Below are 22,848 nucleotides of genomic sequence, written 5' to 3' on the forward strand. Positions count from 1 at the left end.
GTCTCACTTCGCCTGGTCGTAGGAGTCGACGACGGCGACGGTGACCGGGAAGTCGACCTCGCCCTCTCCGAAGAGCGAGCGTCCGGCGCGCACCGCCGCCTCGCGGACGATCGCGGCGACCCGCTCGCCGACGTCGGCGGGAGCGTGCAGGATCACCTCGTCGTGCAGGAAGTAGACGAGGTGCGCCCGGCCGACCGCGCCGCCCTCGGCGCGCAGTCGCGCCCGCAGCTCGCCCATCCAGCAGAGCGCCCACTCGGCCGCGGTCCCCTGCACCACGAAGTTGCGGGTGAAGCGTCCCCACTCGCGTGCCCGGGCCGCATCGGCCGAGAGCCCCTCGGGGCCCGGAGGCGAGCTGCGCCCGAGCCACGTCGAGACGCTCTCGCCGCGCTCGCCCGCTCGAGCCGCCGCCTCGACGTGCGCGACCGAGCGCGGGTAGGCACGGGCGAGCCTCGGGAGCAGCCGCCCGGCCTCGCCGCTCGTCGCCCCGTACATCGCCCCCAGCATCGCGACCTTCGCCCTCGGCCGGTCGGGGACCACGCCGGCGTCGACGATGCCCTGGTAGAGGTCGCGGCCCCGCCCGGCGGCGGCCATGGCCGAGTCGCCCGACAGCGCGGCGAGGATGCGCGGCTCGAGCTGCGCGGCATCCGCGACCACGAGGCTCCAGCCCGGATCCGCGGTGACCGCGGCGCGGATCTGCCGCGGCAGCTGCAGCGCCCCTCCGCCCGAGGTCGCCCAGCGGCCGGTGACGACGCCGCCCACCACGTACTCCGGCCGGAACCGGCCGTCGCGCACCCACGCGTCGAGCCACGCCCAGCCGTTGGCGGTGAGCAGCCGGGAGAGCTTCTTGTACTCCAGGAGGGGCGGCACCGCGGGGTGCTCGAGGGACTGCAGCTCCCAGGAGCGCGTCGACTCGACCGGCAGCCCCGCGCGCCGCAGCGCCTTGAGGAGCTCGGCCGGCGAGTCGGGATTGAGCTCGGGCGCGCCGAGCTCGTCGCGCAGACGGACGGCCAGCGCCTCCAGCAGGGCCGGGCGGCCGCCGAAGAGCGGGCGGGGGCCGAGCATCCCGGTGAGCACCCGGTCGTGCACATCGGCGCGCCACGGCAGCCCCGCGTGGGCGATCTCGCGAGCGATCAGGGCGCCGACGGACTCGGCGGCGAGCAGCAGGCGGAGCCGGCCGGCCTCGGCGACGCCGGAGAGCGCCTCCTCCTGCCGGGCCAGCTCGAGGACGGGGTCGAGCTCGTCGGAGCCGCCCGCCGCCTCCTCGAACCCGATCAGCGTGTCCTGCGCGGCGGGGGCCGCGGCTCCCGCGTCCCACGGGTCGAGGGGCGAGCGCGCGAGAGCCGATGCGGCGGCGGAGACCGAGCGGCGGAGGATCGCGCGGGCCAGCCGGAGGTCGTGGCACCGGGCGACGACCACGCCGGCCGACAGCAGTGCGGGGTACCAGCGCGCGGTGTCGTCCCAGACCCAGCGCGGGCGCTCCGGCTCCCGCTCCCGGACGAACGCCGCCAGCTCGGCCGGGCCCCTGCCGCTCCCGGCCTCGGCGCCGCCGACGGGGTCGACCGCCCGCCACGCCCCCGTGGGGCCGCCGACGAGTGCGAGGAGCATCGGGCCATTCTCCCCCGTGGCGGACACGGAGGCCGCCGTCGCGGGGACGGCCGGGCCCCCTCTCGCTGAAGGAGTCACGGCGACGGCCGCGAGGGCGGGTAGCCGGGGAAGGGCTTCTCCTGCGCCGTCGGCGGCTGATGGGCCCATAGGGCGGCCGCGATGGTGTCCATCGAGCGGGAGTAGCCCACGAGCGTCCGCCTCTCCGGCTCGGCCGCCCAGGTCACCGCGCGGAACCAGGTCTCGCGGTACGGGCCGGTCTCGATGCGGCGCACCAGGCCGATCCGGCCTGTGCGCAGGGCGTCGACCATCACCCACTCGTCCTGCCCGCTGCTGCGCAGCATCTGGAGCGGACTCCACTCGATCATCGCGCCTCCCACCGGTCGATCCGCGGCCGTGGCGAGCACGAGCGCCGCGGCGTACACTCGCAGACTATCGAACACATGTTCGAACGGCCAACCGGGTCCGGCGAGTGAACGGGAGCACGACGATGGCGGTGATCGACGAGACGGCGCTGGTCTCGACCGACGGCGAGGGAGTGCCGATCGCGCTCGAGTGGCGGGGCGGGAGCTACCGGGTGACCGACCGGCCGACGGTGTGGACCTGCACGAGCGAGTGGTGGGCGCCCCTCGAGGGGTTCCCGCCGACGTTCGGGCGCACACCGGTGAGCATCGGCGGCTGGCGCTTCCAGGCGACGGACCTCGCGACCGGCGGAGCGTTCATGCTCGACGTGGTCGCGTCGACGGAGCCGCAGTGGAGCGTGGTGCGGATCTACGAGTAGTGCCGGCGCGAGGCCGGCCGGGCGGCTACTTGTCGGCCGACCAGGGCGCCCGCGTCATGGCGATGAGAGCCGCGACTCCGGAGACGAGGCCGACACCGGCGATGGCGGACACGACGAGCCAGAGAACGAGTTCCATGCCACCAGTCTACCGAGCCCCGGAGCGGATCCTCTCCTCCCCGCTTCCATCCCCCGGCTACGTAATAGCCTGGGCAGAGTGACCGACGCCCCCACCCGCGCGAGTGTCGGACTGCGCTCGGAGCGCGGCCCGATCCTGCTGTCCCTGATGATCTCGACCGCTCTGGTCGCCCTCGACGCCACGATCCTCTCGACGGCCGTGCCGTCCATCGTCGCCGACCTGGGGGGCTTCGAGCAGTTCCCCTGGCTGTTCTCGATCTACCTGCTGGCCCAGGCCGTCTCGGTCCCCCTCTACGGCAAGCTCGCCGACGTGATCGGGCGCAAGCCCATCATGCTGATCGGCATCGCCCTGTTCCTGGTCGGCTCGCTCCTGTGCGGCCTCGCCTGGAGCATGCCCGCGCTGATCGCGTTCCGAGCCCTGCAGGGCCTGGGGGCCGGAGCGATCCAACCGATGGGCATCACCATCGCCGGCGACATCTACACGGTCGCCGAGCGTGCGAAGACCCAGGGCTACCTCGCGAGCGTCTGGGGCATCTCCTCGGTCGTCGGGCCGACCCTCGGCGGCGTGCTCTCGGACCTGGGCGCCTGGCGCGGCATCTTCCTCGTCAACATCCCCCTGTGCCTCCTGGCGGCGTTCCTCCTGATCCGCAGCTTCCGCGAGACCACGCGGGGCGAGAAGCAGCGGATCGACGTGGCGGGCGCCTCCGTGCTCGCCGTGGGCACCGCGCTGCTCATCCTCGGGCTGCTCGAGGGCGGCAGCGCCTGGCCGTGGCTCTCCCCCGCCGGAGTCGGCGTGTTCGTCGTCTCGGCCCTCGCGTTCGCCGGCTTCGTCGCGATCGAGCGGCGAGCTGCCGCCCCGGTGCTCCCCCTCTGGGTCCTCACGCGGCGCGTGCTGATCTCGACCAGCCTGGTCTCGGTGACCGTCGGCGCGATCACGCTCGGCGTCACCTCGTACTTCCCGACCTTCGCGCAGGGCGTGCTCGGCAGCTCCGCCCTCGGCGCGGGCTTCGCCGTCGCGGCGATGACGCTCGGCTGGCCGGTAGCGGCGAGCCTGTCGGGCCGGCTCTACCTGCGCATCGGCTTCCGCAACACGGGCTTCCTCGGAGCGGGGCTCGTCGTGATCGGCACGGCGCTGACCGTCCTGCTCGGCGCCTCCTCGACGCTGTGGGAGATCGCCGGCTTCTGCGTGCTGATCGGCGCCGGCATGGGGCTCGTGGCGACTCCGACGCTGATCCGGGCGCAGTCGAGCGTCGACTGGAACGAGCGCGGAGTGGTCTCCTCGACCAACTTCTTCGCCCGGAACATCGGCAGCGCCGTCGCCGTGGCCGTGTTCGGCGCGATCGTGAACGCGAAGGCGGGCGGCGGCGTCCCCGCACCGGCGGACCTCGCCGAGGGCACCCGCTTCGTCTGCATCGCGCTCACGGTCCTCGCCGTGGGCATGCTCGCCGCGGTCTGGGCGATGCCTAAGGAGGGGCGCACCGCGCCCGGAGAGGATCGGGCGGCGGAGGCCGAGCCCGACGCGGCCCGGCCGGACGCGGCCCAGCCCTAGCCGTCAGGCGGCGCCGTCGGCTCTCGTCGTCAGCCGGAGCGGCGCGCCGCGGCCGTCGCTCGCAGGCGGTCGCGGTGGGTGCGGCGCACCCGGTGCGTCCAGCGCTGCAGGGACGACCCCATCCCGGGGTGCCGCGCCAGCGTGTGCAGAGCGCGGTCGAACCGGCGGAGCATGTCGGCGAAGGCGCCGAAGGGGCGGGCCGAGATGCCGACCTCGAGGTGGCGGTCGAGCACGATCCGGTGCCGGAGTCCCAGGTGCACGCTGATCTCGACGTCGTCGTGCACGTAGGCGTCGTGCCGGTGCATCTCCTCCGCGATCTCCTCCCACGCCGACCGGCGGACGGCGCAGTTGGAGCCGAAGAGCGGCCAGTTGGCCAGCGCCGACCCCATCAGCACGAAGTAGGCGTCCATGTAGGCGACCCGCGCGATCACCCGGGCGATCGGGCCGAGCTCGTCGAAGCGTCCGGGACCGGTCACCGCTCCGACCTCGGGATCGGCGAAGTGGCCGGCCAGGCGCGCCAGCCAGTCGGGTCCCGGGCGGGAGTCGGCGTCGAGCCGTGCGAGGACGTCGCCGTGTGCCTCGTCGAAGCCGTGCGCCGTGCTCGCCGGGATCCCGGCTCCGTCGTGCCGCACCACCCGCGCGCCCGCCGCTCGCGCGACGGCGGCGCTGTCGTCGGTGCTCCCGTCGTCGACGACGACGATCTCGAACGGAGCGAGCGTCTGCTCGCGGAGGAGCTCGAGCAGCTGCTCGAGGTGGCGGGCGTCGTCCTTCACGGGGACGACGACCGAGATGCGCCGGTGATCCATCCGCCCAGTCAACGCGATCGGGGCGCTCAGCGGGGACACCGCCACGCGGCTCGCGCGAGCCCGGACCTGTCAACCGGCTCCCGAGCGCGCCGGATCCGCTGATGGGATCGACCCGTGTCCGCCGGATCGGCGGCCCGATCGAGACAGGAGACGACATGACCCAGGGACCTCGAGACTTCCGGCCCACCCGTGCACTGGTGACCGCCTCGGACTCCGGCATCGGCCGGGCGACCGCGGTGGCACTGGCCGAGGCGGGCATGGACGTCGGCATCACCTGGCACAGCGACGAGGAGGGCGCGCAGGGCACGGCGGAGGAGGTGCGCTCCCTCGGTCGGCGCGCCGAGATCGCGCGCCTCGACACGACGGATCTGGAGGGCGCGGGCGACGTGATCGACGACCTCGCGGATCGACTGGGCGGGCTCGACGTCGCCGTCAGCAATGCGGGCGGAGGCGGAGGCGAGCCCTTCCTCGAGCAGAGCCTCGACAGCTGGCGCTCGACCGTCGCCCTGAACTTCGACGGAGCGTTCGTCTGCCTCCAGCGCGCCGCGCGGCGCATGGCGGCCCAGGGCACGGGCGGCAGGATCATCGCGGTCACCAGCGTCCACGAGCACCAGCCGCGGGTCGGCTCCGTCGCCTACACCGCCGCCAAGCACGGGCTGGGCGGCCTGCTGAAGGTCGCCGCACTCGAGCTCGGCTCCCTCGGCATCACCGTCAACGCCGTCGCCCCCGGAGAGATCGCCACGCCGATGAACGACGCCGAAAACGTGGACCCCGTCACGATCGACCGCCCCGGCATCCCCCTCGGCCGCCCCGGCGACGCCCGCGAGATCGCGGCGGTGGTCGCCTTCCTGGCCTCTCCCGCCGCCTCCTCCATCACCGGATCCTCGTACGTCGTGGACGGCGGGATGCTGCAGATGGGGCCGCAGGCCGGCTCCCACCTCCGGCAGGACGACTGGCGCGAGGCCTGAGCCGCCGACCACGGCGCCCGCCCGCCGGGTACTCTCGAAGAGGTGCTCCGGCGGGCGGGGCGCCTGCTCCGGGATGTAGGTGACGCACGTGTGGTTCCGGCGTCGACGCAGGTTCAAGATGGAGCCGTACGACCCCGATGAGAACCCGTCGCGCGAGCCCGCCTCCGTCGAGGAGGCCGCCGAGGAGGGCCTGATGCTCGCGCAGTACGCGAGCCGGATGGCCGTGAAGAACCGTGTGCTGATGGACGGCCTCGGTGCTGACGTCCCCTTCGACTCGGGCCGCTACTCCGTCGTCGCCGCGGAGGAGCTCGAGAAGCTGGCGCGCGAGTCCGAGGCAGCCGCTGAGCGCCTGCGCGGCATCGCCGCCGACGTGACCTCGGTGGGCGGCCGCTCCGACCACGTGCACGACTACCGCTCGGCCGACGTCGACAACCTCGACCACCGCGAGCGGCTCTCGCTCCTGGTCGCCGACTCCCTCCACAGGCGGGCGCAGGACGAGGAGTACCTCGCGACGCTCGTCGACGACGCCCGTCAGGACGCGTGGCGCGAGCTCGCGCAGTCGATCGAGGAGACCCTCGACCGCACCTCGCGGATCGACCCGGACGACGAGGAGTACCGCCGCGACCGCTCGGTGCGGATGGCGCTCGTGGTCGTCGACGACCTGGTCAAGCTGGCGGAGGAGCGCGGCGTCAGTCTCGAGGACTGACGGGCTCGTCGGGGGACGCCGGGACCGGGCTCAGGCCCAGCCGGCGCGGAACGACTCGGTCGCCTCGGCGGAGCGCTCCCGGACCGACTCCAGCAGCTCCTCCATGGTGGAGCTGCGGAGGAACGCGAGGCGGTCGAGCTCGGTGACCGGTGCGACGCCGGCGAGCTGCCAGGCGTGCGCGGCCGGATCCTCGGCGAGCTCGACGACCGCGCCGTAGCGCTGCTCGACGAACTCGCTCGCGACCGCCAGTGCCGTGCGGACCGCCGACTCCGCCGCAGCCAGCGCGGGGGCGTGCTTCTCGTCCCACTCCAGATCGGGCAGCAGGCGGACCTCGGCGCGCGGGTACGGGTCGTCCTCGTACCAGCGGACGACCTCGAAGCGCTCCTCGCCCACGGAGTCGAGCGTGACGAACGACTCCGCCCCGTCGATGTTCAGGATGCGCGCGCGGGCGCCGACCGCGAACCGCTGGTCGCCGCCGCCCACCTCCTGGCCGCGCTCGATGAGCACGACGCCGAACGCGAGGGTCTCGTCCTCGAGGACGTCGCCGAGCATCCGCAGGTACCGCGGCTCGAACAGCCGGAGCGGGAGCGGCATGTGCGGCAGGAGCACGGAGCCGAGCGGGAACATCGGAAGATCAGGCACGGGTTCAGGCAATCACGTCGAGCGGAGACCGGCCAGTACGGGCGCGGCGCGTCGGGACGTGCTAGCGCATCGAGCCACCGTGTCGTCCGCTCGCGGATGCTCGCCACGCCCCGGACGATCTCCGACGGCCCGGACTCACCCGCGAGGCTCCCACTCAGACTGGGAGCATGGATCTCGCTGACCTCCGCGCCGTCGTCCGCGCGGACCTGGCCGCCAAGGGCCACGCCTCCGACCGGCTCACCGTCCTCGTCCTCCGACTCGGGCAGTACTCGAGCTCTCGGAGGACCCGGCTCCCCCTCCACCTCGTCTACCGCCTCGTCGATCTCGTCTGGACCCGCATGATCGTCGGAGCCGAGCTGCCGCCGACCGCTCAGGTCGGGCCAGGCCTGCGGCTCCCCCACTGGGGCCGCGGCGTGATCCTGCACCCGCGCACGGTCATCGGGAGGAACGCGTTCATCTACCACGGCGTCACCATCGGCGAGTCGAAGGGTCGGACGCCCGTGATCGGCGACGACGTCTACATCGGCGCCCGCGCGACGATCGTCGGGGACGTGACCGTCGGCGACCGTGTGCGGGTCGGAGCCGGCGCCGTCGTCGTCCGCGACGTCGCCTCCGACTCGTCCGCGGTCGGCGTGCCGGCGAGGACCGCGTCGGCGGCGTCCTGAGGCACGGCCCGTCGGCCTGAAGGGGCCGGACCGTCCGCTCCGACGAGAACGACATCAGGTGGAGGCCCGACCCGGCGCTGGAGAGGAGGAACCACCGCGGGTGGAGCGGAGTAGGGCGTACGGGACTTGAACCCGTGACCGACGGATTATGAGTCCGCTGCTCTGACCGGCTGAGCTAACGCCCCGCGGCGCCCGTCCGAGCGGCCGTCAGGTGGCGGCGGGTGCGGACGCTGCGTCGGAGGCCGGATCGGCCACCGGCTCCCCACGATACAGGCTCTCGAAGGTGCTGATCGTGCGGTTGATGTCGTGCGCGGCGACGATTTGGAGGGAGGCGCGCTTCATCGCCTCGAGGTCCTCCTGGTCGGCCGTGAGCACGGCGGTGAGGCGCTCGGCGAGGGCCTCGGCGCTGCCCGGCGCGAAGAGGTAGCCGTTCTCGCCGTCGTGCACGAGGTGCGGGAGGGCCATCGCGTCGGCGGCGACGACGGGGAGGGCCGAGGCCATCGCCTCCATCGTCGCGATGCTCTGCAGCTCGGCGATGGACGGCATGGCGAACACGGTGGCGCGGGTGTACGCCTCCTTGAGCTCGGCGTCCGAGACGTAGCCGGTGAAGCGGACGCGGTCGGTGATGCCGAGGGTCGCGGCGAGCTGCTGGAGGTTGCGCATCTGGTCGCCGCCGCCGACGATCTCGAGCTTCGCGTCGAGCGCCGGATCGAGCAGGGCCACCGCGCGGAGCAGGACGTCGATGTGCTTCTCGCCGGTCACGCGGCCGACGAAGAGGATCGAGTCGCCGGCGCGGGCCGAGAAGTCGGGCGTGTAGTTGTCGGCGTCGATGCCGCAGGAGATGGCGTGGACGCCCCGGAGGCCCGTGTACTTCTCGAGGAACTGCGCGGCCTTGCGGGTCGGCGTGGTGACCGCCTCCGCCCGGCCGAAGGTGCGGCGCGCGGCCCGCCACGCCATCGCCACGGCCTTGGCCTGCACGGCCTTCGGCAGGAGGGTGAACTCGAGCATGTTCTCGGGCATGAAGTGGTTCGTGCCGACGATGCGGATGCCGCGCTTGGCCGCCTCGATCCCGAGGCCGCGGCCGACGATGATGTGCGACTGGAAGTGCACGACGTCGGGCTTCACCTCGTCGAGGATGCGCGCGCTGTTCTGCCGGATGCGCCACGGCATCGCGAAGCGCAGCCAGTCGTGCGGGTACCAGCGCCAGCTGTAGAGCCGGTGCACGATGATCCGCTGGCCCTCGTGCGTCTCGACCCGGGTGCCGCTCCAGCCGTCGGCCGAGGGGGCGACGACGTGGACCTCGTGGCCGCGCTGCGCGAGACCGGCGGCGAGGCGCTCGGCGAACTTCGCGGCTCCGTTCACGTCGGGAGCGAAGGTGTCGCAGCCGATCACGACCGTCAGCGGTCGGGAGTCGGGCGATCCCGGTCGGGACGCGTCGCGGGGATCTGACACGGGAGGTCCTATCGGTGTCGTGCCGCTCGGGGAGAGAAGGGAGCGATCGGCGGAGGTCGGTCGGTTTCGTGGCTCTCGGCGCGGACCCATTGTAGGCAGAGGAGTCCTCACCACTCGGGATCCCGCGCCGTCAGCGCGCCTGCGGGTGGTGCTTGGCGAGGAGGAAGACGCCGTAGATGGCGACGGCCCCGGCCGCGATGAAGAGCGGGATCGCCCATGGGGCCGCGTACTGCGCCTCCCCGAGCACGACGATGCCGATCGCGACCGCGACCAGCGGGTCGATGACGGTGAGGCCCGCGACGACGAGGTCCGGCGGGCCGGAGGAGTAGGCGTTCTGCACGAAGTACCCGCCGAGCGCGGTCGCGGCCAGGAGCGCCACGATGCAGACCACCGTCAGCGGGTCGAACTCGCCGTACTTGATGCGGTTGAGCACGACCTTCGCGAGAGTCGCGACGAAGCCGTAGACCACTCCCGCGCCCACGATGTAGAAGATCGCCTTCGCTCCGCGGCGGAAGACGCGGAAGGCGACGACGAAGACCGTGAGCACCACGGCGAGGATCACGAGGATCGTGATGAGCTCGGGCGTCTGGATGGACTTGTCGACCGCGTTGAACGCCGCCACGAGGACGAACGTGCCGACGCCTCCGACGCAGAGCACGATCGCCCGGATCGACGCCGCGTTCAGGCGCACCCGGCTGACCCGCGCGTTGACGACCGCGGTGATCACGAGCGCCACCGCTCCGAGCGGCTGCACCACGATGAGCGGGGAGAAGCCGAGGCTCGTCAGCTGGAAGACGATCGCGAGGCCGAGGAGCAGGGTGCCGATCACCCACGAGGGGCGCGAGAGCAGCGCGACCAGCTGGCCGCCGCTGAGCCCGGAGGAGCCGGAGCGCTTCGAGAACCGCTCCACCTTCGCCACTCCCCGGTGCTGGAACTGCGCGCCGAGGGAGAGGAACACCGCGCCCACGAGAGCGATCGGGATGCCGATGAACTTCGCCGGGTCGTTGAGGAGTTCGGCGAGATCGGCGGGCATGGGGTCGACCCTACCCAGAACGCCTCCGGGAGTCCTCCGACGCACGGGTGAGGGGCTGAGCCCAGCGGATGATCCTCGCGGACCCGGTCGACGGCCCCGCGGTACCCTGTCCCCCATGGCCGTCCTCCCCATCCGCATCGCCGGCGACCCCGTCCTGCACTCCCCCGCCGCCCCCGTCACCGAGTTCGACGATGCGCTGCGCACCCTCGTCGCCGACATGTTCGAGACGATGGACACCGCCCCCGGAGTCGGCCTCGCCGGCCCGCAGGTCGGCGTCCCGCTGCGCCTGTTCGTCTACGACTACGCCGACGACGACGGCACCCCCCGCCGCGGCGTCGCGATCAACCCCGAGCTGTTCGTCACGCCGACCCCGCTCGGCGAGGCGGACGAGGACACGGAGTCGGAGGGGTGCCTCTCCTTCCCCGGCGAGCGCTTCCCGCTCCGCCGCTCCGAGCGCGCGATCCTCCGCGCGGTCGACCTCGAGCAGGAGCCGTTCGAGATCGTCGCGGACGGCTGGTTCGCCCGCGTGTTCCAGCACGAGTTCGACCACCTCGACGGCGTGCTCTACATCGACCGTCTCGAGCACGACTATCACAAGCCGGTCGCGAAGATCACCCGCAAGCGCGGCTGGGGCGGCCCCGGCGTCTCGTGGCTGCCCGGCGTGGAGCACCTCGAGGACTGACTCAGGCCAGGTCGACCCCGTGCACGCCGTTGTGGTGGCGGATCGCGGGGAACGAGGCGGTGACGCTCCGGCCGACGCCGGGCGTCCGCTTCTCGGTCACGTCGCCGCCGAAGAGGGCGGCCCGCTCGCGCAGCTCGGCGAGCGCGGGGCTGTCGATGCGCTCGGTGAGCGAGCGCAGGTCCGCCTCGAGAGCGCTGGCGTCCTGCTCCGCCGCGCCGTGCTGCTCGCGGTCGTCGTCGACCTCCACCCGGAGGCCCGTGGTCGTCCATCGGGAGCTGATGCGGACCTCGGTCCCCGCGCCGCCGGTCTCCAGCGCCGAGTCGAAGGCGTACTCGAGCACCCGGAGCACAGCCACCTCGGCGCCGTCCTGCAGCGGGAACGGCTCGCCGAACGACTCCTCGCGGACGCTCAGGCCTCGCTCGCGGGCGCCCTCGATCAGGGGGACGGAGCCGCCGGTGCGCGGCAGCTCCCCCGGATCGACGGAGGCGACGGTCGCGATGCGGCGCAGCTGCGCCAGCGAGGCCTCGGCCGCCCGCACTGCCCGCTGCGCCGACCGCGCGGCTGCGGCGGGGTCGCGGTCGATCGTGAGCCGGACGCTCTCGGCCTCCTCGACGACGTGCGCGGCGCTGCGGACCGCGAGCTGCTCGAGCTCGCCGACGATGCGGAGCCTCGCCTCCTGCTCGCCGACCGCCAGCTCGAGGCGGACGACGCGCGCCGCCTCCTCCGCACGGCTCTCGGCGGCACGGCGCTCGGCGCCGACGGCGCGACGCCACAGCACGACGACCGCGATCAGGGCGAGGACGAGGACGACTTCGAGCACGACGGCCTCCGGGGTGACGGGACGGGTTCGGCACAGGAGCGCCGGAGAGAGATCGTACCCGCGCCGCGGACAGCGGACCTGAGGCCGCGGAGGGGGTTGCGGAGCCGGACTCAGCCGTCGGAGCGCACGGAGCGGGTGACGGTGAAGCGGCGGTCGCGCGCCACCACCGAGGTCGGCCCGACCGCGCGGCGCAGCTCGGCCGGATGCGCGAGGTGGGAGTTGAAGACCGTCCACAGCACGCCTCCGGGGCGCAGCACGCGGCCGGCCGCGCGCAGCATGCGCCGGGCGACGAGGTCGGTGACGGCTCCGTCGGAGTGGAACGGCGGATTGCAGAGCACGACGTCGACGGAGGACGCCTCCAGAGTCGAGGCGTTGTCGTCGCGGAGGACGCGGACGGCCAGCCCATTGGCCGCCGCGGTCGCCCGGGCGGACTCGACCGCGGCACGCGAGGTGTCCGTCGCGATCACGGCGAGGTCGGGGCGGGCCCTAGCCACCACGGCGGCGAGCACGCCGGTTCCGCAGCCGAGGTCGAGTGCGGTGCCCGCGGGGAGGGAGTCGAGATCGAGGGCGGCGAGGAGGGCGCGGGTGCCGAGGTCCAGTCGTGCACCTGCGAAGGCTCCCGGCAGTGCGACGACCTCGAGGTCGAGCTCGTCCAGACGGCGCCGCTCGGGCCCTGGCGCGGGCGGCTGGTCGGGGAGCGCGCCGCTCGCGAGCAGGGCGCGCGACTTCTGCCGGGCGAGGGAGACGTCGATCCGCTCGTAGCGCACGGCGAGCACGTCGTTCATCGTGCGGGTCATGTGCTTGATGCGGCCGGCGCCGATCAGGGTCGCCGCCGGGTTCGCGAGTGCGGTCCCGGCCGCGACGGCGGCCAGCGCGTCGAGCGAGCGCGGCAGGCGCAGGAGCACCGCGTCGGCGTCGCGGACGGCCTCCGCGACGGAGTCGACGATCTCGATCGGCGCGAGATCGACGCCCGATCCCCGCACCGTCTCGAGGTTCTGCGCGAGAGCGCGCTCGGCGGTGATCGAGTCCTGCACGACGCGTACGGCACGGCCGTCGGCGGCGAGGCCGAGGCTCAGTGCCCCGTAGGCGTCCCCGATCACGGCGAGGCGGCCGCGATCGGCGGCGAGGTCGAGCAGCAGACGGTCACTGGCGTCGACGGCGACGAGATCCGCCGCCTCGACGTCGGGGCGGCGGCGCAGGAGAGCGAGCACGTCCTCGCGCATCGCCCCTCCGATCGTCGGTCCGAGCGGGTGGGCCCTCGAGGGCGACCGCTCGCGGGCACGAAAAAAGGGCCCGAGAGTGGAGTCCCGGACCCTTCGCTCCCCGACTTGGACTCGAACCAAGAACCTACCGGTTAACAGCCGATTGCTCTGCCAATTGAGCTATCGAGGATCATCCGACCACCCGGAGGCGATCAGCGCGGTACTACTTTAGCAAACTCTCCGCGAACGCAAAATCGGGCGCGCACTCAGTAGCCGGAGCCCGGGTCGACGCGGCCGACGAACGGCCCGCCGGCGGCACAGGCGGCCACGTTGGCGCGCACGCGCTCGGCCAGGAGCGGCGCGGTGATCTCGGGGGTGTCCGCGCTGTGGGGCGTGATCAGGCACCGGGGCTCGCTCCAGAGCGGATGCCCGTCCGGCAGCGGCTCGGGGTCCGTCACGTCGAGCGCGGCGCCCGCGAGACGGCCTTCGGCGAGGGCCGCGACGAGCGCGTCCGTGTCGACGAGGCTCCCCCGGGCGACGTTGACGAGCACGGCGTGGGCGGGGAGCCGCGCGAGCAGACCCGCGTCGACCATCCGCTCCGTGCCCGCGGTGGCGGCGGCGGCCAGGACCAGCACGTCGGCGTCCGCCGCGGCCTCGGCGAGCCGCGACGCCGGCAGGGTGCGGGCGGCGCCCTCCACCGGCTCGTCTCCGCGGCGGACGATCGTCACCCGGCAGTCGAAGACGGCGAGCAGCCGCAGGAGCTCGCGAGCGATCCCTCCTGCTCCGACGATCACCACGGAGGCGCGGTGCAGCGTGACCGCCTTCTTCGGCCCCCACGACACGGCGCGCGCCCGCTCCGGCAGCGAGCGCAGGAGGGCGAGCACCAGCGCGAGCGCGTGCTCGGCCACCGGCTCCGCGTAGGCGCCCTTGGCGCTGGTCCAGACGACGTCCGCGCGGGACGCGGCGAGCACGGGCGCGAAGACGTCGACGCCGGCCCAGGGCAGCTGCACCCAGCGGATCGACGGGTGCTCCTCCAGCACAGCGGCCAGCTCGTCCGTGCGGCCGTAGGACAGCCAGAGCAGCGCGTCCGGACTCTCGTCGAGTCCGACGACCACTCCACCGCCCGACTCCACCGCCTCGGCGAACACCGGCTTCGGCCGCGGGAGCACCGCGACGCGCGGGACGGTCACTGGTCGGCCGCCTCGACGCGCTGCGCTCGGGAGGCGTCGAAGCGCTCGTACTCGGCGAAGGCCGCTCCGAGCTCGCGCACGTAGGGGTGCCGGGCCTCGATCAGAACCTCCAGCAGCGGCCCGTACGCGACGACCTCGCCGCCGACGAGCACGGCGATCCGGTCGGTCGCCCGGCTCAGCACGTCGATGTCGTGGCTGACCACGACGGCGGCGAAGCCCTCCCGGCGCCGCAGGTCGGCGAGGAGGTCCACGATCGACTCGCGCACCGTCGCGTCGATGCCCGAGGTCGGCTCGTCGGCGATCAGCACCTTCGGCCCGAGCACGAGCGAGCGGGCCACAGCCACGCGCTGGCGCTGGCCGCTGGAGAGCTCGTAGGGGTAGCGGTCGAGCAGGAACAGCGGCAGGTGCACGGAGTCGAGCAGCGTCGCCACCCGCACCGCCGCGGCCTTCGGGTTGTAGTGGCGGTCGCGGAGGAAGATCGGCTCGGCGATCAGCTCCGAGACGGTCAGCTCGGGGCGGAGGGCCGCACCGGCGTCCTGCGCGAGATGCGCGACGTCGACGGTGAAGCGCTTGAGCTCGCGGGCGGGGAGCGAGCGGAGGCGGTGCCCCGCGACCGTCGCGTCCCCTCCGATGATCACCGGACGCGTGCGGCCGCCGTCGTGCCCCAGGCCGTCGCCGCCGAGCACGCGCGCGAGCGTGGACTTGCCCGAGCCGCTGCCGCCGAGGATCCCGAGCACCTCCCCCGGCTCCACGCGGAGGCTCACTCCCCGCAGTGCCGTCCACCGTCGGCTGATGCCGCGCGGCGGGTACTCGACGCTGAGGTCGTCGACGACGATGGGGGCCTGATCCTCGGCGGTCCGGCTCACGCCCGGCGCTCCGCCTCGACGATGCTGCGCAGGAGCTCGCGCCTCGAGGCCTGCTCGACCGGGTCGGGCACGGGCAGGGAGGCGAGCAGGCGCTGCGTGTAGGGGTGCTTCGGCGCAGCGAGCACCTCGGCCCCCGTCCCCTCCTCGACCAGCTCGCCGCGGTAGAGCACCGCGATGCGGTCGGCGAGCAGGTCGACCACGGCGAGGTCGTGGCTGATGAACAGGGAGGCGAAGCCGAACTCGCGCTGCAGCTCGGCGAACAGCTCGAGCACGCGGGCCTGCACCGACACGTCGAGCGCCGAGGTGGGCTCGTCGGCGATCAGCAGCTTCGGCTCGAGGGCGAGGGCCCGGGCGAGGCTGGCGCGCTGGCGCTGGCCGCCGGAGAGCTCGTGCGGGTAGCGGTCACCGTAGGAGCGGGGCAGCTGCACCGCCTCCAGGAGCTCGTCGACGCGCGAGCGCGCCCCGGCGGCGTCGCCGGCCCGTCCGTGCACGATCAGCGGCTCGGCGACGCACTCCGCGATGGTGAGCAGCGGGTTGAAGCTCGACGCCGGGTCCTGGAACACGAAGCCGATGTCGCCGCGGACCGGCCGGAAGGCTCGCTCGCGGATGCCGCGCATCTCCTTGCCGAGGACCTTCAGCGACCCGCCGGTCACCGGCGTCAGGCCCGCGATGGCGCGCCCGATGGTGGTCTTGCCCGAGCCGCTCTCGCCGACGAGGCCGAGCACCTCGCCCGCGCGGATGCGCAGCGAGACGCCGTCGACCGCGACGAAGCCGGGACGGCCGAGCCGGCCGGGGTACTGGATCCGCAGGCCCTCGGCGGCGACGAGCGTCTCGGCCTCGGGGGCCTCGGCGCGCTCGACGGCGCGGACGCGGGCGCGCTCGACGCCCTGACCCACGTGCGGGACGGCGGCGAGGAGCTTCCTCGTGTACTCGGCCTTCGGCGCCGAGAACAGCTCGGAGACCGTCGCCTCCTCGACCAGTTCGCCCTGGTACATCACGGCGACGCGGTCGGCCAGATCGGCGACGACGCCCATGTTGTGGGTGATCAGCACGATCGAGGTGCCGAACTCGTCGCGGCACCGGCGGAGCAGGTCGAGGATCTCGGCCTGCACGGTCACGTCGAGCGCGGTGGTCGGCTCGTCCGCGACGATCAGGCCGGGATCCAGAACCAGGGCCATCGCGATGACGACGCGCTGCTTCTGGCCGCCCGAGAACTGGTGCGGATAGTAGTCGACCCGCTTCTCCGGCTCCGGGATGCCGACGGTGCGCAGGACGTCGATCGCGCGCTTGCGCGCCTCCTTCTTCGAGACGGAGCCGTGAGCGCGCAGTCCCTCCGCGATCTGCCAGCCCACCGTGAAGACCGGGTTGAGGGCGGTTCCCGGCTCCTGGAAGACCATGGCGACGTCGGTGCCGCGCAGCTCCCGGAGGCGGGCCTTCGGCACGGAGACGACATCGGTCGCCGCGCTGCCGTCCTTCTTCGAGAGCAGGACCACTCCGGAGGCGGTGGCCGTCTCGGGCAGGAGGCCGAGGATGGTCTTCGCGGTCACGGTCTTGCCGCTGCCGGACTCTCCGACGATCGCCAGGACCTCGCCGCGCTCGACGCGCAGGCTCACGCCGGCGACGGCGCGGACGGCGCCGCGGTCGCTCGCGAAGGCGACCTCCAGGTCGGTGATGTCCACGATTGGACGCGCTGAGGCGTCCCGGACGATGCGCTGGTCGCTCATCGCGTCTCCTCCACTCCGGCGACGGGGTCGTGCCCCGGCGTCTCCAGGCCGTCGGCGGCGAGGACGCCGCCCGGCACGACGGACGTCGCGGCGACGTCGCCGGCACCGGCGGCCACCGCGCGCCGACCGCGCAGGCGCGGGTCGGCGAGATCGTTCAGGCTCTCGCCCACGAGGGTGATGCCCAGCACCACGAGCACGATCGCCAGGCCCGGGAAGACCGAGGTCCACCAGATGCCGCTCGTGACGTCCGACAGCGCCTTGTTGAGGTCGTAGCCCCACTCCGCGGCCGACGTCGGCTCGATGCCGAAGCCGAGGAAGCCCAGGCCGGCGAGGGTCAGGATCGCCTCGGAGGAGTTCAGCGTGAAGATCAGCGGCAGCGTGCGCGTCGCGTTCCGCAGGACGTGGCGGAACATGATCCGCGGCGTCGACGCTCCGATGACCTTCGCCGACTCGACGAAGGCGTCGCCCTTGATCCGCACTGTCTCGGCCCGGATCACGCGGAAGTACTGCGGGATGTAGACCACGGTGATCGAGACCGCCGCGGCGAAGATGCCGGCCCAGAGGTTCGACTGCCCGCCGGAGATGACGATCGACATCACGATCGCCAGCAGCAGGGTCGGGAACGCGTAGATCGCGTCGCAGATCACGACGAGCACGCGGTCGAGCCAGCCGCCGAGGTAGCCGGAGACGAGGCCGAGGAAGACGCCGAGGAAGATGGACAGGACCACGGCGACGACGATCACGAGGAACGCGGTCTGCGCTCCCCAGATCACTCGCGAGAGGACGTCGTAGCCGCCGACGGTGGTGCCGAGCAGGTGCTCCGCGCTCGGCGGCTCCTGCGCGCCGAACGACTCGCCGCCCGAGCGCAGCTGCGAGTAGCCGTAGGGCGCGATGAGGGGCGCGAACAGGGCCACCAGCAGGAACGCGCCGGTGATGATCAGGCCGGTGACGAGCATCCCCCGCTGGAGGCCGACGCTCTGCCGGAGCTGGTGGACGACCGGCAGGCGGTCGACGAGGCGGCGGCGCGGACGCGCCGGGGAGGTGGTGCTCATGCTCAGTACCTCACTCGCGGGTCGATGAGCGCCGCGATGACGTCGACGATGAAGTTGGTCAGCGCCACGATGACGGCGAGCAGGGCGACGATGCCCTGCACGGCCACGAAGTCGCGGGCCTGGAGGTACTCGGCGAGCTGGAAGCCGAGGCCCTTCCACTCGAAGGTGGTCTCGGTGAGGACGGCGCCGCCGAGCAGCAGGGCTATCTGCAGGCCGATCACGGTGATGATCGGGATCAGCGCCGGCCGGTAGGCGTGGGTGCGGACGAGCCGGAACTCGCTGACGCCGCGCGAGCGCGCCGCGTCCACGTAGTCGGTGCCGAGCGTGCCGATCACGTTGGTGCGCACCAGGCGCAGGAAGATGCCCGCGGTGAGCAGGCCCAGCGCGACGGCGGGGAGCACCGCGTGAGAGAGCACGTCCGAGATCGCGGCCGGGTCGCCGGTCAGGATCGCGTCGATCAGATAGATGCCGGTCTTGTTCTCGAGGAACTGGAGCGAGAGCTCGGTGCTCGTCGAGGCGCGCCCGGCGACGGGGAACCACTTCAGCCAGACGGAGAACACCAGCTTCAGCAGCAGGCCCGCGAAGAACACCGGGGTCGCGTAGCAGAGGATCGCGAAGATGCGCAGCACCGCGTCGGGCGTGCGGTCGCGGTGGTAGGCGGCGAGCATCCCGAGCGGGATGCCGACCAGGAACGCCACGATCAGGGCGTAGAAGGCGAGCTCGACCGTCGCAGCGCCGTAGGTGAGGAGCACCTCGGTGACGGGGCGGTTGTCGCTCAGGGTGGTGCCGAAGTCGCCGGTCAGCAGCTTGCCGAGGTACTCGAGGTACTGCACGATCAGCGGCCGGTCGTAGCCGGCGGCGGCTACGCGCTCGGCGAGCTGGTCCGCGGTCAGGCGGCCGCCGAGGGCCGCCGTGATCGGGTCGCCCGTGCTGCGCATGAGGAGGAACACCAGCGTCACGAGGATGAAGACGGTGGGGATGATGAGCAGGAAGCGGACGAGCAGGTAGCGCCCGAGTCCGCCCCCGGAGCCGCGCGGTCGCCGGGTGGGCGCCGTCGCCGCAGCCGTCGTGGCTGTCGTCACGTGATGCCTTTCGTGGAGAACGGCCGGCGCCTCCTGTCGGGGAGGCGCCGGCCGCGAGGGGGGTGGATCAGCCCTTGCTGAGTGCCGCGTAGCGGAACTTGAACGAGGCGTCGAGGGTGTCCTCGGCTCCGCTCACGGTGCTGCCGACGACCGCGACCTGCGAGCCCTGCAGGTAGGGGACGGTCGAGAGCTGCGCCGCGACCTTCTCCTGGATCTGCTCGATCAGCGCGGTGCGCGCGTCGGCGTCGGTGGTCGAGACCTGCTGCGCGATCAGGCTCTGCACCTCGGCGTCGTCGAAGTGGTTCGCGAGGAAGTTCTCCTTGATGAAGAACGGCGAGAGGTAGTTGTCGGCGTCGGAGTAGTCGGGGAACCAGCCGAGCTGGTACGCCGGATAGACGTCGCTCGAGCGGTCCTTCGAGTACTGCACCCACTCCGTGGTCTGCAGGTTCACGGTGAAGAGGCCGGTCGACTCCAGCTGGTCCTTGATCAGCGCGTACTCGTCGCCCGAGGACGGACCGTAGTGGTCGTTCGAGTACTGCAGGTTCAGGGTGACCGGAGCGGTGACGCCGGCGGCCTCGAGGGTCGCCTTCGCCTTGTCCGCGTCGGGCGCGCCGTTGCCGTCGCCGTAGAGCGACTTGAGCGGCTCGACCGCGCCGGTCAGGCCGGCGGGGACGTAGGAGTAGAGGGGGGTGTAGGTGCCCTTGTAGACCTGGTCGGCGATCTCGTCGCGGTCGATCAGGTCGGCGACGGCCTGGCGCACGGCGAGGGCCTTGGCGCTGTCGGCCTCACCGGTCGTCGCGCCGAAGGGCTGGGTGTCGAAGTTGAAGACGATGTAGCGGATCTCGCCGCCGGGGCCGTCCACGACCTTGACCGTGTCGTTGCCGCGGAGGTCGTCGATGTCCGTCGCCGAGAGGCTGCGGAACGCGACGTCGATGTTCCCCTCCTGGATGTCCAGCTTGAGGTTGGACGAGTCCGCGTAGTACTTGACGTTGACGGTGTCCGTCTTCGCCTCGCCGAGAACGCCCTGGTAGTCCGGGTACGCCTTGTACTGGATGAGGTTGTTCACGTCGTAGTTCGCGATCGTGTACTGGCCGGCGAAGGCGTCGCCCGAGACGATGTCGGCGTCCGCGGTCAGCTCGTCGGCCGAGAAGACCTCCTCGTCCACGATCGGGCCGGCGGGGCTCGAGAGGATCTGCGGGAAGGTCTGGTCGTTCTCGGACTTGAGCGTGAAGACCACGGTCGTGTCGTCCGGAGCCGCGACGCTGTCGAGGTTCGCCAGGAGCGAGGACGGGCCGTTCTCGGCCGCGATGCCGACCTGGCGGTCGAAGGAGAACTTCACGTCGGAGGAGGTGAGGTCGTGGCCGTTGGCCCACTTCAGTCCCTCCTTCAGCTTCACGGTGTACTCCGTGGGAGCGGTGAACTCCGCCGACTCGGCGATGTCGGGCTCGACGTCCGGGCTGCCGTAGGGGGTGTTCATCAGGAACGGGAACACCTGGTTCATCACGGCGAACGAGCCGTTGTCGTAGGAGCCCGCGGGGTCGAGCGTCGTGATCTTGTCGGTGGTGCCGATGGTCAGGGCCCCTCCGGCGCTTCCGCCGGACGAGTCGTTCCCGCCGGCGGCGCAGCCCGTCAGCACGAGCGCGACCGCGGCGAAGCCTGCGGCGGCGGCCAGTGCACGGGTGCCGCGAGTGGATGCGGAATTCATCTCCGTCTGCCTCTTCCTGTCAAGGATGGGATGCGGGCGCGCTCCGGGCGCGCGGACTCTCGGCACACAGATCTCCTGTGGGCTGTGGCGTCACGACACTGGACGCCCGCATTGCTGTTCCTCATGGGTAACACAGTTGGAAGCGCTCTCCGAACCGGCACGGGCGTGCGGCCGATTTCTTCACACGACCGCAACACGCTCACTCCGTGCGCAGCGCCCGCTTCTCGCGCTCGAGCTCGACCAGGCGCACCTGCACCGCGCGCGCCATCACCGGATCGGCGGACGCGCGCTGGAGCGCCCCGCGCAGCTCGGCGATCTCGCGGAGCAGATCGCGCTCGATGAGCGAGATCGCCACGTCGCGGGAGTAGCGGGCGAGCCCCTCCTCGTCGGCGGCCGGGATCGGCGCCACCGCGAGCTGGCGCACCAGCGAGGCGAAGGGGCCGGGGACGTCGTCGGCGACGTGCTCGACCCAGTCGCGGTCCTCCGCCCGCTCGAGGTTCGCGACCACGGCGTCGCGGACCACGCGGAGGGTCTCGTTGGTGACCGCCGCGTGCGCCGCCCGGGCCAGGAGCTCCGGACCCATCGCCTGCGGAAGCTGGAGCATCGCCATCAGCGCCTCGCGCTCGATGCGCGTGACGACGTCGACGGGGAGGTCGGCGATGCGCGCGCCGAGGGGCGCCTCGGCCGCGGACGATTCGCCGCCGCCCCGCCCGCCCTGCTGGTCGCGGCCCTCGGGTCCGGAGGAGCGGGGCCGGGATCCGGCGGAGCGCACGGCGGAGTTGACCTCGGCCATGTCCAGGCCGAGCATCCGGGCGAGCTCGCGGGAGTAGCCGGGCCGCAGCGCCGGGTCGCGGATCTCGGCGACGACCGGGGCGGCCGCGCGCAGGGCCGCGATCCGGCCCTCGACCGTCTCGAGGTCGTAGCGGTCCAGCAGCTGCCGGATCACGAACTCGAACATCGGCTTCTTGTCGTCGATGAGGCGGCGGACGGCGTCGTCTCCGCGGTTCAGGCGGAGGTCGCAGGGGTCCAGGCCCTCGGGCGCGACGGCGACGAAGGTCTGCGCGGCGAAGCGGTGCTCCTCCTGGAACGCGCGCATCGCCGCCTTCTGGCCCGCCGCGTCGGGGTCGAAGGTGAAGACGACCTCGCCGACGCCGCTGTCGTCGCCCAGCACCCGGCGCAGCACCTTGATGTGGTCGACGCCGAAGGAGGTGCCGCAGGTGGCGACCGCGGTGGTGACGCCGGCGAGGTGGCAGGCCATGACGTCCGTGTAGCCCTCGACGACGACCACCCGGTGCCCGCGGGAGATGTCCCGCTTGGCGAGGTCGAGCCCGTAGAGCACCTGGGACTTGTGGTAGACGGGCGTCTCGGGGGTGTTGAGGTACTTGGGGCCCTTGTCCTCCTCGAGGAGGCGGCGGGCGCCGAAGCCGACGGTCTGGCCGGTCACGTCGCGGATCGGCCAGACGAGGCGGCCTCGGAAGCGGTCGTACACGCCGCCGCGGTTGTTGCTGCTGACCAGGCCGGCCGTGGTCAGCTCCTCCTCCGAGAAGCCGCGGCGCTTGAGCGCGGTGGTGAGACCGTCCCAGCCGTCGGGCGCGAAGCCGACGCCGAAGCGGTCGGCGGCGGCGCGGTCGAAGCCCCGCTCGCCGAGGAAGCGCCGGCCGACGTCGGCGCCCGGGGTCGCGAGCTGCTCGCGGAAGTACTCCTCCGCGGCGTCGTTCGCGGCGAGGAGGCGCGCTCGCCCGCCGGTCTCGGGCGCGCGGCCGTCGCCGTCCTCGTACTGCAGCGGGAAGCCGATGCGCCCGGCGAGGCGCTCGACGGTCTCGCTGAACGAGCTGTGGTCCATCTTCATGATGAAGCTGTAGACGTCGCCCGACTCCTGGCAGCCGAAGCAGTGGTAGAAGCCGGCCTGCGGGCGGACGTGGAAGCTCGGGCTCCGCTCGTCGTGGAAGGGGCAGAGGCCCTTCAGCGAGCCGATGCCGGCCGACTTCAGCGTGACGTACTCGCCGATCACGTCGCCGATGTTCACCCGCGCCTTGACCTCCTCGACATCTGACTGTCGGATCCGAGGCATGGGGTCCATCGTATCGGCCGCCGGAGCCGCCGAGCCGGGGTGGGGAGAACTGCACCAGGGCGGCGCGGAACACCCCGGAGACCTGTGATCGGCCCCGCACCCCGAGATCAGGGTC

General features: G+C 72.7%; 21 protein-coding genes and 2 tRNA genes. 6 read left to right on the forward strand and 17 right to left on the reverse strand.

The features are described 5' to 3' along the window. Positions 1–3: 3 nt before the first annotated feature. Entirely contained in the window at positions 4–1,605 is a 1,602-nt protein-coding gene (locus tag C5B93_RS12510; protein WP_104234194.1) for a bifunctional 3'-5' exonuclease/DNA polymerase, read from the reverse strand. Between the two features lie 74 nt (positions 1,606–1,679). Further along, positions 1,680–2,027 (reverse strand): hypothetical protein, encoded by a 348-nt coding sequence (locus C5B93_RS12515; protein ID WP_104223458.1) that lies wholly within the window; start codon positions 2,025–2,027, stop codon positions 1,680–1,682. Positions 2,028–2,098: 71 nt separating this feature from the next. On the opposite strand from C5B93_RS12515, the gene C5B93_RS12520 reads away from it, so the two are divergent. Both C5B93_RS12520 and C5B93_RS12525 read left to right on the forward strand, forming a co-directional pair. Then, complete coding sequence (locus tag C5B93_RS12520) at positions 2,099–2,383, forward strand: hypothetical protein (protein WP_181068396.1); 285 nt, start codon at positions 2,099–2,101, stop codon at positions 2,381–2,383. Between the two features lie 283 nt (positions 2,384–2,666). Beyond that, entirely contained in the window at positions 2,667–4,067 is a 1,401-nt protein-coding gene (locus C5B93_RS12525) for an MDR family MFS transporter (RefSeq protein ID WP_104250985.1), read from the forward strand. Between the two features lie 29 nt (positions 4,068–4,096). Here C5B93_RS12525 and C5B93_RS12530 read toward each other — a convergent pair whose 3' ends face one another. Further along, positions 4,097–4,873: a glycosyltransferase family 2 protein gene (locus C5B93_RS12530; RefSeq protein WP_104223456.1), complete on the reverse strand. Its 777-nt coding sequence runs from the start codon at positions 4,871–4,873 to the stop codon at positions 4,097–4,099. Between the two features lie 155 nt (positions 4,874–5,028). On the opposite strand from C5B93_RS12530, the gene C5B93_RS12535 reads away from it, so the two are divergent. Together C5B93_RS12535 and C5B93_RS12540 are read left to right on the forward strand one after the other, a co-directional pair. After that, positions 5,029–5,841: an SDR family oxidoreductase gene (locus C5B93_RS12535; protein WP_104292613.1), complete on the forward strand. Its 813-nt coding sequence runs from the start codon at positions 5,029–5,031 to the stop codon at positions 5,839–5,841. Between the two features lie 118 nt (positions 5,842–5,959). Further along, the gene (locus tag C5B93_RS12540; protein ID WP_104223455.1) at positions 5,960–6,547 is read left to right on the forward strand and encodes a hypothetical protein; all 588 of its coding nucleotides are present in this window, start codon (positions 5,960–5,962) and stop codon (positions 6,545–6,547) included. Positions 6,548–6,577: 30 nt separating this feature from the next. Here the strand turns inward: C5B93_RS12540 and C5B93_RS12545 are convergent, their stop codons facing one another. Then, positions 6,578–7,189, reverse strand: a complete 612-nt coding sequence (locus C5B93_RS12545; protein WP_244229436.1) for an LON peptidase substrate-binding domain-containing protein — start codon at positions 7,187–7,189, stop codon at positions 6,578–6,580. Between the two features lie 167 nt (positions 7,190–7,356). Here C5B93_RS12545 and C5B93_RS12550 point away from each other — a divergent pair, with 167 nt between their 5' ends. Beyond that, the gene (locus tag C5B93_RS12550) at positions 7,357–7,854 is read left to right on the forward strand and encodes a DapH/DapD/GlmU-related protein (RefSeq protein ID WP_104257921.1); all 498 of its coding nucleotides are present in this window, start codon (positions 7,357–7,359) and stop codon (positions 7,852–7,854) included. Positions 7,855–7,965: 111 nt separating this feature from the next. On the opposite strand, the gene C5B93_RS12555 is transcribed toward C5B93_RS12550, so the two are convergent. From C5B93_RS12555 to C5B93_RS12565, 3 genes are all read right to left on the reverse strand, one after another. Next, positions 7,966–8,039 (reverse strand) — tRNA-Ile (locus C5B93_RS12555). Between the two features lie 22 nt (positions 8,040–8,061). Beyond that, positions 8,062–9,306 (reverse strand): glycosyltransferase, encoded by a 1,245-nt coding sequence (locus tag C5B93_RS12560; protein WP_258068221.1) that lies wholly within the window; start codon positions 9,304–9,306, stop codon positions 8,062–8,064. A 130-nt stretch (positions 9,307–9,436) separates the two neighbouring features. Next, positions 9,437–10,339: a DMT family transporter gene (locus tag C5B93_RS12565; protein WP_104234188.1), complete on the reverse strand. Its 903-nt coding sequence runs from the start codon at positions 10,337–10,339 to the stop codon at positions 9,437–9,439. Positions 10,340–10,454: 115 nt separating this feature from the next. Between C5B93_RS12565 and def the strand changes: the two genes are divergently transcribed. Continuing rightward, positions 10,455–11,021 (forward strand): peptide deformylase, encoded by a 567-nt coding sequence (gene def, locus C5B93_RS12570; RefSeq protein ID WP_104223450.1) that lies wholly within the window; start codon positions 10,455–10,457, stop codon positions 11,019–11,021. Position 11,022: 1 nt separating this feature from the next. Here def and C5B93_RS12575 read toward each other — a convergent pair whose 3' ends face one another. From C5B93_RS12575 to dnaG, 10 genes are all read right to left on the reverse strand, one after another. After that, positions 11,023–11,841, reverse strand: a complete 819-nt coding sequence (locus C5B93_RS12575) for a hypothetical protein (RefSeq protein WP_104292598.1) — start codon at positions 11,839–11,841, stop codon at positions 11,023–11,025. A 110-nt stretch (positions 11,842–11,951) separates the two neighbouring features. Next, a complete protein-coding gene (locus C5B93_RS12580) occupies positions 11,952–13,064 on the reverse strand; it encodes a class I SAM-dependent methyltransferase (RefSeq protein WP_104292599.1) in 1,113 nt (370 codons plus the stop codon). A 96-nt stretch (positions 13,065–13,160) separates the two neighbouring features. Beyond that, positions 13,161–13,233 (reverse strand) — tRNA-Asn (locus C5B93_RS12585). Between the two features lie 76 nt (positions 13,234–13,309). Beyond that, a complete protein-coding gene (locus C5B93_RS12590; RefSeq protein ID WP_258063520.1) occupies positions 13,310–14,233 on the reverse strand; it encodes an NAD(P)-dependent oxidoreductase in 924 nt (307 codons plus the stop codon). Further along, positions 14,230–15,099 carry an ATP-binding cassette domain-containing protein gene (locus C5B93_RS12595; protein ID WP_258068222.1) on the reverse strand — a complete coding sequence of 290 codons (870 nt, stop codon included), beginning with the start codon at positions 15,097–15,099 and terminating at the stop codon, positions 14,230–14,232. Before C5B93_RS12595 ends, C5B93_RS12590 begins: the two co-directional genes overlap by 4 nt. Beyond that, positions 15,096–16,823 carry an ABC transporter ATP-binding protein gene (locus tag C5B93_RS12600; protein ID WP_104226684.1) on the reverse strand — a complete coding sequence of 576 codons (1,728 nt, stop codon included), beginning with the start codon at positions 16,821–16,823 and terminating at the stop codon, positions 15,096–15,098. Before C5B93_RS12600 ends, C5B93_RS12595 begins: the two co-directional genes overlap by 4 nt. After that, positions 16,820–17,875 carry an ABC transporter permease gene (locus C5B93_RS12605; protein ID WP_104226685.1) on the reverse strand — a complete coding sequence of 352 codons (1,056 nt, stop codon included), beginning with the start codon at positions 17,873–17,875 and terminating at the stop codon, positions 16,820–16,822. The genes C5B93_RS12600 and C5B93_RS12605 overlap by 4 nt, the downstream gene beginning before the upstream one ends. A 2-nt stretch (positions 17,876–17,877) precedes the next feature. Next, positions 17,878–18,957, reverse strand: a complete 1,080-nt coding sequence (locus C5B93_RS12610) for an ABC transporter permease (protein ID WP_104292600.1) — start codon at positions 18,955–18,957, stop codon at positions 17,878–17,880. Positions 18,958–19,024: 67 nt separating this feature from the next. Next, the gene (locus tag C5B93_RS12615) at positions 19,025–20,662 is read right to left on the reverse strand and encodes an ABC transporter substrate-binding protein (protein WP_104223443.1); all 1,638 of its coding nucleotides are present in this window, start codon (positions 20,660–20,662) and stop codon (positions 19,025–19,027) included. A gap of 199 nt (positions 20,663–20,861) precedes the next feature. After that, positions 20,862–22,733, reverse strand: a complete 1,872-nt coding sequence (dnaG, locus tag C5B93_RS12620; protein ID WP_104292601.1) for a DNA primase — start codon at positions 22,731–22,733, stop codon at positions 20,862–20,864. Between the last annotated feature and the right edge of the window lie 115 nt (positions 22,734–22,848).

The sequence above is a fragment of the Rathayibacter sp. AY1A2 genome (assembly GCF_002930935.1).
Lineage (GTDB): Bacteria > Actinomycetota > Actinomycetes > Actinomycetales > Microbacteriaceae > Rathayibacter.

What these genes read in the sequence shown, in the direction of transcription:
- C5B93_RS12615 (WP_104223443.1), bottom strand. Translation starts at nt 20,662, where the DNA reads ATGAATTCCGCATCCACTCGCGGCACCCGTGCACTGGCCGCCGCCGCA.
- C5B93_RS12510 (WP_104234194.1), bottom strand. Translation starts at nt 1,605, where the DNA reads ATGCTCCTCGCACTCGTCGGCGGCCCCACGGGGGCGTGGCGGGCGGTC.
- C5B93_RS12550 (WP_104257921.1), top strand. Translation starts at nt 7,357, where the DNA reads ATGGATCTCGCTGACCTCCGCGCCGTCGTCCGCGCGGACCTGGCCGCC.
- C5B93_RS12600 (WP_104226684.1), bottom strand. Translation starts at nt 16,823, where the DNA reads ATGAGCGACCAGCGCATCGTCCGGGACGCCTCAGCGCGTCCAATCGTG.
- C5B93_RS12605 (WP_104226685.1), bottom strand. Translation starts at nt 17,875, where the DNA reads ATGAGCACCACCTCCCCGGCGCGTCCGCGCCGCCGCCTCGTCGACCGC.
- dnaG (WP_104292601.1), bottom strand. Translation starts at nt 22,733, where the DNA reads ATGCCTCGGATCCGACAGTCAGATGTCGAGGAGGTCAAGGCGCGGGTG.
- C5B93_RS12540 (WP_104223455.1), top strand. Translation starts at nt 5,960, where the DNA reads ATGGAGCCGTACGACCCCGATGAGAACCCGTCGCGCGAGCCCGCCTCC.
- C5B93_RS12530 (WP_104223456.1), bottom strand. Translation starts at nt 4,873, where the DNA reads ATGGATCACCGGCGCATCTCGGTCGTCGTCCCCGTGAAGGACGACGCC.
- def (WP_104223450.1), top strand. Translation starts at nt 10,455, where the DNA reads ATGGCCGTCCTCCCCATCCGCATCGCCGGCGACCCCGTCCTGCACTCC.
- C5B93_RS12525 (WP_104250985.1), top strand. Translation starts at nt 2,667, where the DNA reads ATGATCTCGACCGCTCTGGTCGCCCTCGACGCCACGATCCTCTCGACG.
- C5B93_RS12580 (WP_104292599.1), bottom strand. Translation starts at nt 13,064, where the DNA reads ATGCGCGAGGACGTGCTCGCTCTCCTGCGCCGCCGCCCCGACGTCGAG.
- C5B93_RS12565 (WP_104234188.1), bottom strand. Translation starts at nt 10,339, where the DNA reads ATGCCCGCCGATCTCGCCGAACTCCTCAACGACCCGGCGAAGTTCATC.
- C5B93_RS12535 (WP_104292613.1), top strand. Translation starts at nt 5,029, where the DNA reads ATGACCCAGGGACCTCGAGACTTCCGGCCCACCCGTGCACTGGTGACC.